This window comes from Agrobacterium tumefaciens, assembly GCF_005221385.1.
GTDB lineage: Bacteria > Pseudomonadota > Alphaproteobacteria > Rhizobiales > Rhizobiaceae > Agrobacterium > Agrobacterium tomkonis.
This window is the reverse complement of record NZ_CP039903.1, coordinates 2528440-2541944: the sequence shown is the minus strand read 5'-3', so window position 1 is coordinate 2541944 and position 13505 is coordinate 2528440. Positions and strand designations below refer to the sequence as shown.

Sequence of the window (13505 nt, the reverse complement as noted above, 5' to 3'; positions counted from 1 at the left end):
AAAAGGTTATGAGCGCGCCAAACTAAATTGGCGCATCTCACGATAGTAGCGCCCAACCTCAGAGATTTTGAACAATGGCACTTCGCAACATCGCGATCATCGCGCACGTTGACCATGGAAAAACGACGCTCGTGGACGAGCTTCTGAAGCAGTCCGGCTCGTTCCGCGACAACCAGCGCGTCGCCGAGCGTGTGATGGACAGCAACGATCTCGAAAAGGAACGTGGCATCACCATTCTCGCCAAGGCGACCTCGGTGGAGTGGAAGGGTGTTCGCATCAACATCGTCGACACCCCCGGCCACGCCGACTTCGGCGGTGAAGTCGAGCGTATCCTGTCGATGGTGGATGGCGCGATCGTTCTGGTCGATTCGTCCGAAGGCCCGATGCCGCAGACCAAGTTCGTGGTCAGCAAGGCGCTTAAGGTTGGTCTTCGCCCGATCGTCGCGATCAACAAGATCGACCGTCCGGATGGCCGTCATGAAGAAGTCATCAACGAAGTGTTCGACCTTTTCGCGAACCTCGACGCCACCGACGAGCAGCTCGACTTCCCGATCCTTTACGGTTCCGGCCGTGACGGCTGGATGAACGTCAACCCGGAAGGTCCGAAGGATCAGGGTCTTGCACCCTTGCTCGACCTGGTTCTCGAACATGTTCCGGAGCCCAAGGTCGAAGAAGGCCCGTTCCGTCTTATCGGCACGATCCTTGAAGCCAACCCCTTCCTCGGCCGTATCATCACCGGTCGTATCGCCTCCGGTTCGATCAAGCCGAACCAGGCCGTGAAGGTGCTCGGCCAGGACGGCAAGACGATCGAAACCGGTCGTATTTCCAAGATTCTCGCATTCCGCGGTATCGAGCGCACCGCGATCGATGAGGCTCATGCGGGCGACATCGTTGCGATCGCCGGCCTTTCCAAGGGCACTGTCGCAGACACCTTCTGTGATCCCTCCGTCACCGAGGCGATGACCGCGCAGCCGATCGATCCGCCAACCGTTACCATGTCCTTCATCGTCAATGACAGCCCGCTTGCCGGCACCGAAGGTGACAAGGTTACGAGCCGCGTTATCCGCGACCGCCTGTTCAAGGAAGCCGAAGGCAACGTTGCGCTGAAGATTGAAGAAGCCGAAGGCAAGGATTCGTTCTTCGTGTCCGGCCGTGGCGAATTGCAGCTGGCCGTTCTGATCGAAACCATGCGCCGCGAAGGCTTCGAGCTTGCTGTGTCGCGTCCGCGCGTCGTGATGCACAAGGATGAGAACGGCACCCTGCTGGAGCCGATCGAAGAAGTCGTGATCGACGTTGATGAAGAGCATTCCGGCGTCGTCGTTCAGAAGATGTCCGAGCGCAAGGCTGAAATGGCCGAGCTTCGTCCTTCCGGCGGCAATCGCGTTCGCCTGAAGTTCTACGCCCCGACCCGCGGCCTGATCGGCTACCAGTCTGAATTGCTGACCGACACGCGCGGCACCGCAATCATGAACCGCCTGTTCCACGATTATCAGCCCTTCAAGGGCCAGATCGCTGGTCGCGTCAACGGCGTTCTGCTGTCGAATGGTTCGGGCGAAGCCGTCGCTTACGCCATGTTCAACCTTGAAGATCGCGGCCCGATGATCATCGAGCCGGGTGAGAAGGTTTATGCTGGCATGATCATCGGCATTCACACGCGCGATAATGATCTCGAAGTGAACGTGCTGAAGGGCAAGCAGCTGACCAACATTCGCGCCGCCGGCAAAGATGAAGCCGTCAAGCTGACCCCGCCGATCCGCATGACGCTCGATCGCGCTCTTTCCTGGATCCAGGAAGACGAGCTGATGGAAGTGACGCCGAAGTCCATCCGTCTGCGCAAGATGTTCCTCGATGCCAACGACCGCAAGCGTTTCGAAAAGGCCAAGCTTGCTGTCTGATTGCGGCTTGTTATTACGAATTTGAAAGAACCCGGCTTCGAGCCGGGTTTTTTTATGCATTCGTTTTTATGTGTGCATGAGTCGAAAGGTGCTTGTGTCAAAGGTTAAGGATGCGTTAATTTTTGCTGGTCGTCCACATGAATAGGCTGTGGGTAAGCTTGCCGGTGTTAACCTTTATGACTGGCAAGTTTCCGTGGCCGGGGCCAGAATCGCGTTATGAAAACGTTATCCATCGATGTTCGCCGTGCCGAGCCGCATGATGCGCGCGCCATCTCCGAAGCGCACCGTCTGTCGTGGCAACAGGCCTATGCGGGGCTGATCCCGCACCGGCCGTTGACGCAGATGCTGGAACGCCGCGGCGAAATCTGGTGGAAGAAGGCGACCAGAGGCTCCGCCACCATGCTGGTGGTGGAAGTGGCCGGTGTGGTTGCCGGATATGCGACGCTGGGCCTCAGCCGGGCGCGTGGGCTGCCGCATGACGGCGAGATTTACGAACTTTATCTGCGGCCGGAATATCAGGGCATCGGGCTCGGCTCGCTGCTGTTTACGGAGGCCCGCAGGCTGCTGACATCGCTTGGCTGCAATGGCATCGTCGTCTGGTGCCTCGAAGACAGTGACGTCGCCAATCGGTTCTTCCGTTCGCACGGCGGCCGAGACATTGCCGAAGGTATGGAAGATTTCGGCGGCAAGTCGTTACGCAAGGTTGGTTTCGTCTGGAACTGACAAAAGCTGCGGATTGATTGCGTATTGGTGTGGTTTTTCCCGTCGCCATGCGTAATCGCGATAACCTCAAATCCCGCATTCTGCCTAATCCGCTCAAAGCCATGTTGCAATGCGGCGACTTTCCCAGTATCGAAAACCAAATCCAACCCGTCGAATTGAGGGAAGCGAATGCGTATCGATGCAATTTCCATAGGCAAGAACCCGCCGGATGACGTGAATGTTATCGTTGAGGTGCCGGTCGGTGGCCATCCGATCAAGTACGAGATGGACAAGGACGCCGGTGCGCTGATCGTTGATCGCTTCCTCTACACGCCGATGACCTATCCGGGTAACTATGGCTTCGTGCCGCACACGCTGTCCGACGATGGCGACCCGATCGACGTTCTCATCTGCAACACCCGCCCGCTGGTTCCCGGCTGTGTTATCAACGTCCGTCCCATCGGCGTGATGATCATGGAAGATGATGGCGGCAAGGACGAGAAAATCCTCGCTGTTCCGGCTCCGAAGCTGACGCGCCGTTACGACAAGGTTCACAACTACACCGACCTGCCGGAAATCACGCTGAAGCAGATCGAGCACTTCTTCGAGCACTACAAGGATCTGGAGCCCGGCAAGTGGGTGAAGATGGGCGGCTGGCAGGATGTCGACGTCGCCAAGAAGCTGATCGTCGAAGCCATTGAGCGCTACAAGGCGCAGGGCTGATCGGCTTAATCTGTCAGCTTTTTAAAGAGCTTTTCGAAATCCTCCGGGTCGGTGTCGATCCGGAGGATTTTTTTGCGCGCTGTTTCGCCTGAAATGATGGTGATGGACGATTTGGGCAGCCTGAGTTTTTTTGCCAGCAAAACAATCAGGGCCTTGTTCGCCTTGCCGTCTTCCGGCACGGCGCTGACGCGGGCTTTCAGATAGGCGCGTCCGTCCGCATGCTGCTCCACACCGTCAATCGCGTCCCGCCCGCCGCTCGGCGTCAGGCGAATAGACAGGCGGACATGATCATCGTGTTTCTGCCAGCAGCCGCTCAAACGGTCATCGGATAAAGCGTGTTCCACATGAAGGAGCGGATGAAGAAGATGATCAGCAGCAGGATGATCGGCGAAATGTCGATGCCGCCGAGATTGGGCAGAATGCGGCGGATGGGGCGCAGGGCCGGTTCCGTGACATTGACCAGGAAGCTGCCGATGGCATTCACAAACTGGTTGCGGGAATTGATGACGTTGAAGGCATACAGCCAGGAAAAAATGGCGCTGGCGATCAGCACCCACGTGTAGAGGTTCAAAGCCAGATCGATGGTCTGAAACAGGGCAAGCATCAATATCTCCGTATCTTGGTTGCAAGACATTTAGACATTCGCTGGTGAACCGGCAAGTGTTGCGCCAATAGGGCTGGCGATTCTTGTGATATCGCTCTATTGCAAACGTCTCATATTCTCTCGAGAGCACCCAGCCGATGTCCCTGCCTTCTGCCGAAAACCGTTTCGGTGCATTCCGGCATAGTTCCTATCGTCGCTTCTTCAGCGCCCGCTTTTTTTCAGCCTTCGCCATCCAGATTGTCAGCGTCTCAGTCGGCTGGCAGATGTACGAGGTGACCGGTAACGCCTTTTATCTCGGTCTGATCGGGCTTTTTCAGTTTCTGCCGTCGCTGCTTTTGATCCTCGTTACCGGAACAGTTGCCGATAGACACAATCGCCGGCGTATCATGGCCGTTTGCCTTGTGGTCGCGGCTGGCTGCGCCGCCGCCCTGCTTGGTTTGACGCTGACGCACAGCTTTTCTCCGTGGCCGGTTTTCGCCATTCTGGTCGTGTTCGGAATTGAGCGGGCGTTCATGGGGCCGGCGGTTCAATCGCTGGCACCCAATCTTGTGCCCGTCGAGGATTTGCCGAACGCCATAGCGTGGAATTCTTCTTCCTGGCAGATGGCATCCATTCTTGGCCCGGTTGCGGGTGGTTTGCTTTACGGTCTCGGCGCTTCCGTCGCCTACATTGTGGCATTCATGCTCTTCATCGTGTCAGCGACGCTGGCGGTGACAATCCGCAAGCCGGAACAACGCGGCCCGGCGAAAGCCATCAGCCTCGAAACAATGCTGGCAGGCTTCAAATTCATTTCGCAGGAAAAAATCGTCCTTGGCGCCATTTCGCTCGACCTCTTCGCGGTACTGCTGGGCGGCGCAGTCGCCCTGATGCCGATTTTCGCCAAGGAAGTTCTGACGCTCGGGCCATGGGGTCTCGGGTTGTTGCGTGCCGCCCCCGGCATTGGTGCAATTACCGTTGCAGTCATTCTGGCCTTCAGGCCCATCCGCCACCATGCCGGCCTGCTGATGTTTGTCGGTGTTGGCCTCTTCGGCATTTCTACTGTCGTGTTTGGTCTTTCCGAAACCGCGTGGGTGTCGATTGTTGCATTGGTGGTCATGGGCGCATCGGACATGGTGTCGGTTTATGTGCGGGAAACCCTGATCGCGCTCTGGACGCCGGATGAGGTGCGCGGGCGTGTGAATGCGGTGAACATGGTGTTTGTGGGTGCATCGAACGAGCTGGGTGAATTCCGTGCCGGCACCATGGCGCATGTCGTCGGGGCGGTGCCTGCCGTCGTCATTGGTGGAGCAGGCACGCTTGCTGTCGCGGTTATCTGGGCGCTCGGTTTTTCGAAACTGCGCAAGATCGACAATCTGGATGCGCCGCGCTGACGGCAACGGGCCTCAGCGCTGGGCCTTGCCCTCAAAAACCAGATCGAGGAAATTGCTGAGCCAAGAGCGGAGCGGCGTGTCGAACAACATGCGGCCCTCAAGGTGCTGGCTGCCGACCTGCGCATTCGGCATGCCAAAGCGCTGCGCGCCGCGCACCACCCAGCTGTGCATCATGGCGCGGGTGAGTTCGGCGTGAAACTGTAGCGCCCAGGCATTTTTACCATACCGATAAGCCTGGTTGGGATAGGTTTCGCCTGATGCCAGAAGCTCGGCTCCGCGCGGCAGCTCGAACCCTTCCTTGTGGAAATGATAAACCATCTTCGGCCAATGCGGCATCAAAAGCCGTCCGTGTTCGGTAGCGTGAAGCGGATACCAGCCGATTTCCACCTTGCCGTCCCGGTCGGCCTCAACCTTGCCGCCCAGATGTTTGGACAACATCTGCGCGCCAAGACAGATGCCAAGAAAGGGCTTGTTCTCCTTCAGCGGAACCTTCAGCCAGTCGATTTCGGCTTTGACATAATCATGCGGGTCATTGGCGCTCATTGGGCCGCCGAAGATGATGGCGCCCGCGTGTTTCTCGAGTGTCTGCGGCAGGTCGTCGCCGAGTGCGGGTCGCCTTATATCCAGCCGATACCCTTTTTCCACCAGCATCTGGCCGACGCGGCCGGGCGTGGAACGTTCCTGATGCAGGACGATGAGCAGCGAAGGTTGTTTTCCCTGTTGCCTGGAAGGGTCAAACAGCATCGTCGTGGTTTTCGCTTTCTTCAGCCGGCCCGGACCTCGTGGCGGCCTGCTGACGTTGCAGAACCCTGTCGCGCACTGAAACACCAAGCAGATCGGCAACTCGCCAGATCACATGGTCTTCCATTTCGCTTCGTTCGCCGTCAGCGTAAACAATATCCCATAATATGCCAATAAGCTCCACCCGCTGATCTTCATCGAGATGGCGACGGATATCGGTGGTGAAGCGGTAATAATCAACAGCTTCCTTGCCCGCCTCCTGACCGGCGGCGAGAAGCGCATCAAGCTTGCCGGAATCGAGATGGTAATAATCCTGAAGGATTTCGCGCAGGCGGTCCCGCTCGCTTTTCGAGACGGTGCCATCCGCTTCCATTACCTGAAAACAGAGGGCGGCGACTGCCACCCTTAAATCATCCGGGCTGAAATCATCCGTATGCGGGCCGACGAGGTTTTGAATAAACGACTGAATCCGGTTGAGCATCGATATCCTGTTCGTCAGAAGAGTTTGAGCCGGGTCTTGGGTTCGGCTTCTGCGCCGGGTTTCTTGACGCCGGGATCATCCGGCGCGCCGCCGAAGAAGGGTACGGCTTCCGCCTTCTCGTCCGCTGCTTTGGTTTCAACGGGCGCTTCGATAGTGGCGGGCTTTTTCTCCTTCGGAGCCGATACGGTAGGCGCGACCTCTATCGGTTCGGCGGGAACGGGTTTCGGCTCAGCGCGAGGCTCGGGAGCAGCTTCGACGACGATTGTTTTCGCAACCGGTTCCGCCCTTGCGGGTGCTGCGGCCATCGCATTTTCGATTGTCAGGTCTTCGACTGGACCTTCGAGCTGGCCAAAAGGTGCTTTCCATTCAAAGGCATCGAGACGGCCGGTCACTGGCGAAACCGGCAGCCATTTTTCCGAAACGACGCCATCCGCCACCCATGCGGGGTCACGCGGCGCGCGCAGCGCCTGCGCCATCCAGTAACGCACCCGGCCCTGATCACCCGTTTCAGCCTCCTCGATATCGGCCATCAGCAGGAAGATGCTTTCACGCGGCTCGATGCGGGCTGCGGCTTCTGCCTTGGCCCGCGCCTTGGCAAATTCCTTGGCATCGAGCGCCGCCTGCGCCACGGCAAACAGGGATTCGATATTGTTGGGCTTCAGGCTTTCCAGCCGCTCGGCGCGTTTCAGCCGGTCGATGGCGGTATCGCCGCTGCGGGCGCGGACATAAAGCTCGGCGATCTGCGGGTGCGGATCGATTTTCCACACGGGCTCCAGAACCGTGGCGGCCTTGCGCAGGTTGTCTTCGCGCAGATAGGATTTTGCTGCGATCAGCGCTGCCGGAACGAGGCTCTTTGCGAGCTTGAGGGCGTGTTTGGCATCCTCGCGCGCGCTGACCGGATCGCTTTCCAGCTTTTCGCCGGCCTTGGCGGTGAGAAGCACGGCTTTCAGCCGTTCCGCCTCGCCGCGTTCGATGACGCTGGCTGCCTTCTGCTGATCGAGCAGACGGATCGCGTCATCCCATTGTCCGTTACGACAACGATTTTCCAGCGTCGCCTGGGCTGCCCAGGGCAGGTAGGGGGCTTTTTCCGCCGCGTCCTCGGCATATTGCTGGGCGGCCTCATATGCACCCTGACGGCGCGCCTCGATATAAAGGCCGCGAAGGCCAAGCTCGCGGGTTTCGGGATCGCGGGCCATGGCTTCGAACTTGCGGCGCGCTTCGTCATATTTGCCTTCGATGAGATCGGCCTGCGCATCGAGCAAGTGGATCAGCGGCTCCTGATCGGCGTTGAGCAATCCTTGCGTGCGGGCCGTCATCTTGCGGGCGAGGATGGCGTTGCCGGCGCCTGCGGCGATGAGGCCGGTGGAGAGCGCCTGGTAACCGCGGTCGCGCTTGCGGGCACGAAAATAGCGGCGGGCGGCATTGGGCGAGGTCCATACGGCGTTGACGATCCACCAGACCAGCATGACGGCTGCAACCAGCGCCGCGATGATCGAGGCGGCGACCATCAGGCTCATTTCGATCAGCTGGCCCTGCCAGACGATGGAAAGCACGCCCGGCCGGTCCGCAAGCCAAGAGAAACCGAAACCAAGCGCCAGAACGATAAGGGCGAAAGTCAGAATTCTGGTCATGCCCTTACCCCTGCTTGCCGGTGCTGGTGATGGCGCGGTTCAATGTGCCGCCGACCAGATTTTCGACCTCGATGCGCGCATCCAGAGATTTCTTGTAATCGGTGGATGCCGTCCTGGCCGCCTCTGGAAGCCCGTTCCATTCAAGTGCTGCGCCCTGCAGATCACCGTTGCGCAGCTTGTTTTCCATGCGTGCGATCATGGCGTCGGGTGTCTCACCCTCGATATTTCCGACCGGGCGGACCTTCACCAGCGAAAAGGCGCTTTCTGTCAGGCGCTCCATGATGCCCTGATTGGGGTCGGGCTGGTTGATGGCCGACAGCATCGCATTGGCGACATCAGGGAATTTCTGCATCAGCTCCGACCGCGACGGCACGCCGGTTGCGGCAAAGGATTGCAGCGATGTGATGGCTGGATCGTCAGGCGTGACCTTGGAGAGCGTGTCGAGTTCCGTCAGGAACGGCCCGCCACGATCGATCGCGGCCTTCAACGCGGCCGAGGCGATGGCGCGGGCGACTTCGATATCGTCGCGTGGTTCGTTGATCTTGGTTTCCGCATCGGTAAGGCGGCGCGTCAGTTCCGCCGTTGCCGAGGCCTGTGCGGATCGTTCCGATTGCAGGGCGGCTTCCAGCGCGGTGACTTTTTCCGAAAGCCCATCCACCTGCGGGGCCTCACCCTTTGCGCCTTCGAGCGTCGCGATGCGCTGTTCCAGTGCCGAGGTATCGGCTGCCGGGGCATTGGCGAGTTGCTGCCGCAGGCCGGTGATATCGGTTTTCAGTGCAGCGATCTCATCGCTTCCGGCTCTTCCGGAATTGGAGGAGGGCAGTATACCTGCATATTGCATGCTGCCGGCGGCGGCGAGTGCTATGAGGCCGCCGACGATACCCGCTGCGATAAGGCCGGAGGTCGCCGCCTGTTTGCGGTCCGCCTGCTGCGGGGTGGACGGTTTGGCCGGTCCCGAAGACGAGGTCGTGGTCGAGGGTTTGGCAGCGGAGGTGTTGCCGGATGTGCTGGAGGAGGCGGTGGAGCCGAAGGCCGGTTTCGAAGCCGCAGCAGCGGTTGCGGCGGCACTCGTTCCGGCTGTATCCGTGGTCGGTTTTGCCTCGGCTTTGGGCGGAACAGTGGCCTGTGATACCGGCTCTTTCTGCTTGTCCCCGGGGGGCTCGGCCTTCGGTTCGGCGGCTGCGGGGTCCGCTTTGCCAACATTGGGCTCGGGCTCGATAGGGGTTTTCCCGGGCTGGTCCCAGATGGGGGCGGGATTGCCCGTTACGGCTGCCTCAGGCTTCGTTGCCGGAGCGCCCGGTTCTACAGGCGACGACGGCGTTTTGTCATCGGGCTTTTCGTCCATCCTGGCAGCGTCCCCATCGGCGGAAATTGCTTTCACGTCTTTTGCGTCCAGGTCGATTGTGACCGGTTCGGCTTTGGACTTGGAGTGGCGTGGCGGCTTTCCCGATACCATGACAACCTCATTTCTGCCTGCAGTACTCTAAACCTAGTCAGTGACGGCGGCAAAGGAAAGGGGCGAACGCCAATTAGGTTCCAGAGTGCTGGCACAGAAGTTCGAACATCGCCGCCTCGCTCGGCTCTTCGGCGGCGATGGCCTGTGAGCGGAAAATTTCCGGAACCAGAGAAAGCACGTTGCGGCTGATGCAGATGAACTGGACCGCCGCCAGCGCTGCCGCATATTTTTCCGCCGACGCATGGCTAAAAAAGGCCCGTGCCGCTTCGGACGAATAGAGCAGGACTACATCGGCAGCGGTGTCGAGAAGGGCCGTTTCAAGCATGGTTTCGGGGATGTTCGAGGGCAGCATCTCGTAACAGCCGACCGTTCTGAAGGGAATGCCCGCTGCGGCAAGGCCTTCCTCGAAGACGGAGCCACGTGGCCTGCCGGCGAGATAGAGCAGGGGTTGCCCTTCGGAAAGAAGAGCGCGGTGCTCCGTCACCAGCGCCGTCAGACCCAAGGCATCTCCGGAGGCGGTGAATATCTGCCCGAAGCCGGTATTTTTCGCCGCTTGCGCTGTTGCTCCACCGACGGCAAAAAGTGGTTTCGACAGATGCGGTGCCAGCTGCTCTCCGAATGTATCCAGCGCCCGCAATGCCTCTGCGCTGGTTACCGCGATGGCCGCCAGCGGGGCGGATAGCGCTGAGATGGCGCGTTCGCCATGATGGATGGGATGAAACAGCGGAAGAAGCACCGGCTCATGGCCGAGCGCTTCAAGCTTTGCGGCCGTCCTTTCGCCCGAACGCTGCGGCCGGGTGACGACGATCCGCATCGGCTCAGCTCCAGCCTTCGAAGAAATTGCTGCCCGCCTTGGCGCGCACGTCTTCGCCGGCCTGTCGGCCGAGTTTTTCCGCGTCCCTGCGGTTGCCGGAGATTTCAATGCCGTGGCTCGTCTGGCCATCGGGGGTAAGGATGAGCCCGGAAAAATGCAGATCTTCGCCGTCGCAGGTCGCATAACCGGCGATCGGCGTGCGACAGGAGCCGTCAAGCGCGGCCAGAAAGGCGCGCTCACAGGTCACGGCGTCAAAAGTCGGCCTGTCATTTATGGGGGCAAGCAGCTCGTCCATGCGCGTATCGCCGATGCGGCTTTCCACACAGATCGCGCCTTGCGCCGGCGCAGGGGGGAATTCCTTCGGATCGAGAATTTCCGTCGGGACATTCTCCTTGCCGAGCCTTTTCAGGCCGGCAAAGGCAAGAAGCGTTGCATCCGCCTGGCCTTCTTCCAGCTTGCGCAGGCGGGTATCGACCAGGCCGCGAAAAACGATGACGCTCAGATCTGGCCGCAGGCGGCGGATCAGCGCCTGACGGCGCAGGGAGGCGGAGCCGACAACGGCGCCCTGCGGCAGCTCCAGAAGCTTCGGCGCGGTGCGGCCGATGAAGGCGTCGCGCATGTCTTCGCGTGGCAGGAAGGCGGAAAGATAGAGGCCTTCGGGCAAAACGGTCGGCATGTCCTTGGAGGAATGCACGGCAATATCGAGTTCGCCGGACAGAAGCTGGCTCTCCAGTTCTTCCGTGAACAGGCCCTTTCCGCCGATCTCCGACAGAGCGCGGTCGGTTATCCGATCACCCTTGGTGGACAGCACGACGATTTCGAACATGTCTTCCGGCAGGCCATGCGCCGACATCAGCCGGTTGCGCGTCTCGTAAGCCTGTGCGAGCGCCAGCGGGCTGCCGCGCGTGCCGATTCGGAAAGGTTTTGTTTGCATCCGCGTCTATCCATTGTTACCGGAGTTGTCTTAGACCAACTCAGCGCATGATCGCAATGAACGAACAGATTTGATGACCCCCTTTCTTCGTATCCTCGGCATAGAGACCAGTTGTGACGAAACCGCTGCATCCATTGTGGTTCGGCATGCGGACGGTCGTGGCGAGATCGTCTCCGACGTCGTTTTGTCGCAGCTTGAGGAACACAGCGCCTATGGCGGCGTGGTGCCGGAAATTGCTGCGCGCGCCCATGTCGAGGCGCTGGACACGCTGGTGGAAGAGGCGCTGGAGCAGGCGGGCGTGACACTTGCCGATATCGACGCCATTGCCGCCACATCCGGTCCCGGCCTTATCGGCGGCTTGCTGGTGGGGCTGATGACGGGCAAGGCGATTGCCATGGCGGCAGACAAGCCGCTTTACGCCATCAACCATCTGGAGGGCCATGCGCTGACGGCGCGGCTGACGGACGGTCTTTCCTTCCCTTATCTGATGCTGCTGGTTTCAGGTGGGCATACCCAGCTGGTGCTGGTGCGTGGCGTCGGCGATTATGAGCGCTGGGGCACCACCATCGATGACGCTTTGGGTGAGGCCTTTGACAAGACCGCGAAACTTTTAGGCCTGCCCTATCCCGGTGGCCCAGCGGTCGAGAAGGCGGCAGTGAAGGGTGATCCGAACCGTTTTCCGCTGCCGCGTCCGATGGTCGGCGAAACCCGTTTGGATTTTTCCTTCTCCGGATTGAAGACGGCGGTGCGGCAGGCCGCAACAGCCATCGCGCCGCTTTCGGAGCAGGATATTGCCGATATCTGCGCGTCCTTCCAGAAAGCGGTGTCGCGCACCCTCAAGGATCGCATTGGCCGCGGCCTTGTCCGCTTCAGCCAGGAGTTTCCGCATCTGGAAACCAAACCGGCGCTGGTCGTGGCCGGCGGTGTTGCGGCCAATCAGGAAATCCGCCAGACGCTGCAGGCGCTTTGCGATACGCATGGCTTCCGTTTCGTTGCGCCGCCACACCGGCTTTGCACCGACAATGCCGCGATGATCGCCTGGGCGGGACTGGAGCGCATGGCGGATGGCAGGCAGGCAGATCCGCTGGAGATACCGCCGCGCTCCCGCTGGCCACTTGATGGCAATGCGGAGACTTTGATCGGTTTCGGCAAAAGGGGAGCCAAGGCCTGATGCAGCGGGAAAAAATCGTCGTCATCGGTGCTGGCGCCTTCGGAACCGCGCTTGCCGTCGTCATTGCGCTGGAAAACCGGCATGACGTCACCCTGCTCGGCCGTGATGCATCGCTGATGGCCGATCTGAAGGTTGATCGTGTTCACGATGCGGCTCTGCCGGGTGTCGAGCTGCCGGATGCGCTTGAATTTTCGGCCGAGCCGGATGTGCTGGCTGGCGCCAGTATCGTGCTCTTCGCCATGCCCTCGCAGGCCCATGCGGATGCGGCGCGTCATTACGGTCCTTATCTGGCTAATGACTCTATCATCGTCACGTGCGCCAAGGGCATCGACCGCAACTCCGGTCGTCTGCTGACGGAGCTTCTGGAAGCGGAACTGCCGCATCACCCGATTGCGGTCCTTTCCGGTCCGGGATTTGCGGCGGATATCGCGCGCGGGCTGCCGACCGCCATGGCGATTGCGGCGGAAGACGCAGCGGTTGCCGAACGGCTGGCGACCACGATTTCCGGCAGGACCTTCCGGCTTTATGCCTCCACTGACCGCATCGGCGTGCAGCTTGGCGGGGCGCTGAAGAATGTTCTCGCCATCGCCGCCGGCATCGTCGAAGGCGCGGGTCTTGGCGATTCCGCCCGGGCGGCGCTGATTTCGCGCGGGCTTGCCGAGATGTCGCGTCTCATTGTCGCCATGGGCGGCAAGGCTGATACTGTACGCGGTCTTTCCGGTCTTGGTGATCTGGTGCTGACGGCCACCAGCCACCAGTCGCGCAACCTGCGTTTCGGCATCGCGCTTGGCCGGGGTGAGGGCAAGGACATGTCCGGCGGGTTGGTGGAGGGCGCTTTTGCGGCTGCCGTCGCCGCCCGACTTGGAGAAAGTCACGCCGTCGACATGCCGGTTACCGAAGCGGTGGCTGCCATCATCGACGGAAATCTGGATGTGGCGAGCGCCATGCAACAATTGATGACACGGCCCATTACCACCGAATGA

At 60.3% G+C, this 13505-nt stretch carries 14 protein-coding genes; 6 read left to right on the top strand and 8 right to left on the bottom strand.

What is annotated here, in order from left to right; all coding sequences use genetic code 11:
- Positions 1 to 74: 74 nt before the first annotated feature.
- From typA to ppa, 3 genes are all read left to right on the top strand, one after another.
- Complete coding sequence (typA, locus tag CFBP6623_RS12755) at positions 75 to 1895, top strand: translational GTPase TypA (protein WP_046799559.1); 1821 nt, start codon at positions 75 to 77, stop codon at positions 1893 to 1895.
- Positions 1896 to 2111: 216 nt separating this feature from the next.
- Positions 2112 to 2618, top strand: a complete 507-nt coding sequence (locus CFBP6623_RS12750) for a GNAT family N-acetyltransferase (protein ID WP_006310825.1) — start codon at positions 2112 to 2114, stop codon at positions 2616 to 2618.
- 168 nt (positions 2619 to 2786) lie between these two features.
- Positions 2787 to 3320 carry an inorganic diphosphatase gene (gene ppa / locus CFBP6623_RS12740; RefSeq protein ID WP_003492422.1) on the top strand — a complete coding sequence of 178 codons (534 nt, stop codon included), beginning with the start codon at positions 2787 to 2789 and terminating at the stop codon, positions 3318 to 3320.
- Between the two features lie 5 nt (positions 3321 to 3325).
- Here the strand turns inward: ppa and CFBP6623_RS26820 are convergent, their stop codons facing one another.
- Both CFBP6623_RS26820 and CFBP6623_RS26815 read right to left on the bottom strand, forming a co-directional pair.
- On the bottom strand, positions 3326 to 3637 hold the full coding sequence (locus CFBP6623_RS26820) for a DUF167 domain-containing protein (protein WP_046799558.1): 312 nt from the start codon (positions 3635 to 3637) through the stop codon (positions 3326 to 3328).
- Positions 3634 to 3924 (bottom strand): YggT family protein, encoded by a 291-nt coding sequence (locus CFBP6623_RS26815; RefSeq protein WP_003492418.1) that lies wholly within the window; start codon positions 3922 to 3924, stop codon positions 3634 to 3636. Before CFBP6623_RS26815 ends, CFBP6623_RS26820 begins: the two co-directional genes overlap by 4 nt.
- A gap of 137 nt (positions 3925 to 4061) precedes the next feature.
- On the opposite strand from CFBP6623_RS26815, the gene CFBP6623_RS12730 reads away from it, so the two are divergent.
- The gene (locus tag CFBP6623_RS12730) at positions 4062 to 5294 is read left to right on the top strand and encodes an MFS transporter (RefSeq protein WP_046799557.1); all 1233 of its coding nucleotides are present in this window, start codon (positions 4062 to 4064) and stop codon (positions 5292 to 5294) included.
- A 12-nt stretch (positions 5295 to 5306) separates the two neighbouring features.
- On the opposite strand, the gene CFBP6623_RS12725 is transcribed toward CFBP6623_RS12730, so the two are convergent.
- The 6 genes from CFBP6623_RS12725 to hemC all read right to left on the bottom strand — a co-directional run bounded on the left by CFBP6623_RS12725 (position 5307) and on the right by hemC (position 11351).
- The gene (locus tag CFBP6623_RS12725) at positions 5307 to 6038 is read right to left on the bottom strand and encodes a glutamine amidotransferase (protein ID WP_046799556.1); all 732 of its coding nucleotides are present in this window, start codon (positions 6036 to 6038) and stop codon (positions 5307 to 5309) included.
- Complete coding sequence (locus tag CFBP6623_RS12720; protein WP_046799555.1) at positions 6028 to 6516, bottom strand: TerB family tellurite resistance protein; 489 nt, start codon at positions 6514 to 6516, stop codon at positions 6028 to 6030. Before CFBP6623_RS12720 ends, CFBP6623_RS12725 begins: the two co-directional genes overlap by 11 nt.
- 14 nt (positions 6517 to 6530) lie before the next feature.
- The gene (locus CFBP6623_RS12715) at positions 6531 to 8147 is read right to left on the bottom strand and encodes a heme biosynthesis protein HemY (RefSeq protein ID WP_046799554.1); all 1617 of its coding nucleotides are present in this window, start codon (positions 8145 to 8147) and stop codon (positions 6531 to 6533) included.
- Positions 8148 to 8151: 4 nt separating this feature from the next.
- Positions 8152 to 9603, bottom strand: a complete 1452-nt coding sequence (locus CFBP6623_RS12710; RefSeq protein ID WP_062654428.1) for a COG4223 family protein — start codon at positions 9601 to 9603, stop codon at positions 8152 to 8154.
- 73 nt (positions 9604 to 9676) lie between these two features.
- Positions 9677 to 10417 (bottom strand): uroporphyrinogen-III synthase, encoded by a 741-nt coding sequence (locus CFBP6623_RS12705; protein WP_046799552.1) that lies wholly within the window; start codon positions 10415 to 10417, stop codon positions 9677 to 9679.
- A 4-nt stretch (positions 10418 to 10421) separates the two neighbouring features.
- Positions 10422 to 11351 (bottom strand): hydroxymethylbilane synthase, encoded by a 930-nt coding sequence (gene hemC / locus CFBP6623_RS12700; protein ID WP_046799551.1) that lies wholly within the window; start codon positions 11349 to 11351, stop codon positions 10422 to 10424.
- 73 nt (positions 11352 to 11424) lie between these two features.
- On the opposite strand from hemC, the gene tsaD reads away from it, so the two are divergent.
- Together tsaD and CFBP6623_RS12690 are read left to right on the top strand one after the other, a co-directional pair.
- A complete protein-coding gene (gene tsaD / locus CFBP6623_RS12695; protein WP_046799550.1) occupies positions 11425 to 12522 on the top strand; it encodes a tRNA (adenosine(37)-N6)-threonylcarbamoyltransferase complex transferase subunit TsaD in 1098 nt (365 codons plus the stop codon).
- Positions 12522 to 13505 carry an NAD(P)H-dependent glycerol-3-phosphate dehydrogenase gene (locus CFBP6623_RS12690; protein WP_046799549.1) on the top strand — a complete coding sequence of 328 codons (984 nt, stop codon included), beginning with the start codon at positions 12522 to 12524 and terminating at the stop codon, positions 13503 to 13505. The genes tsaD and CFBP6623_RS12690 overlap by 1 nt, the downstream gene beginning before the upstream one ends.

Excerpts from the sequence above, each read along its gene's own strand:
- CFBP6623_RS12690 (WP_046799549.1), top strand. The coding sequence starts at position 12,522 with ATGCAGCGGGAAAAAATCGTCGTCATCGGTGCTGGCGCCTTCGGAACC.
- CFBP6623_RS12715 (WP_046799554.1), bottom strand. The coding sequence starts at position 8,147 with ATGACCAGAATTCTGACTTTCGCCCTTATCGTTCTGGCGCTTGGTTTC.
- CFBP6623_RS12710 (WP_062654428.1), bottom strand. The coding sequence starts at position 9,603 with ATGGTATCGGGAAAGCCGCCACGCCACTCCAAGTCCAAAGCCGAACCG.
- CFBP6623_RS12750 (WP_006310825.1), top strand. The coding sequence starts at position 2,112 with ATGAAAACGTTATCCATCGATGTTCGCCGTGCCGAGCCGCATGATGCG.
- typA (WP_046799559.1), top strand. The coding sequence starts at position 75 with ATGGCACTTCGCAACATCGCGATCATCGCGCACGTTGACCATGGAAAA.
- CFBP6623_RS12705 (WP_046799552.1), bottom strand. The coding sequence starts at position 10,417 with ATGCGGATCGTCGTCACCCGGCCGCAGCGTTCGGGCGAAAGGACGGCC.
- tsaD (WP_046799550.1), top strand. The coding sequence starts at position 11,425 with ATGACCCCCTTTCTTCGTATCCTCGGCATAGAGACCAGTTGTGACGAA.
- CFBP6623_RS12730 (WP_046799557.1), top strand. The coding sequence starts at position 4,062 with ATGTCCCTGCCTTCTGCCGAAAACCGTTTCGGTGCATTCCGGCATAGT.
- CFBP6623_RS12725 (WP_046799556.1), bottom strand. The coding sequence starts at position 6,038 with ATGCTGTTTGACCCTTCCAGGCAACAGGGAAAACAACCTTCGCTGCTC.
- CFBP6623_RS12720 (WP_046799555.1), bottom strand. The coding sequence starts at position 6,516 with ATGCTCAACCGGATTCAGTCGTTTATTCAAAACCTCGTCGGCCCGCAT.
- hemC (WP_046799551.1), bottom strand. The coding sequence starts at position 11,351 with ATGCAAACAAAACCTTTCCGAATCGGCACGCGCGGCAGCCCGCTGGCG.
- CFBP6623_RS26815 (WP_003492418.1), bottom strand. The coding sequence starts at position 3,924 with ATGCTTGCCCTGTTTCAGACCATCGATCTGGCTTTGAACCTCTACACG.
- ppa (WP_003492422.1), top strand. The coding sequence starts at position 2,787 with ATGCGTATCGATGCAATTTCCATAGGCAAGAACCCGCCGGATGACGTG.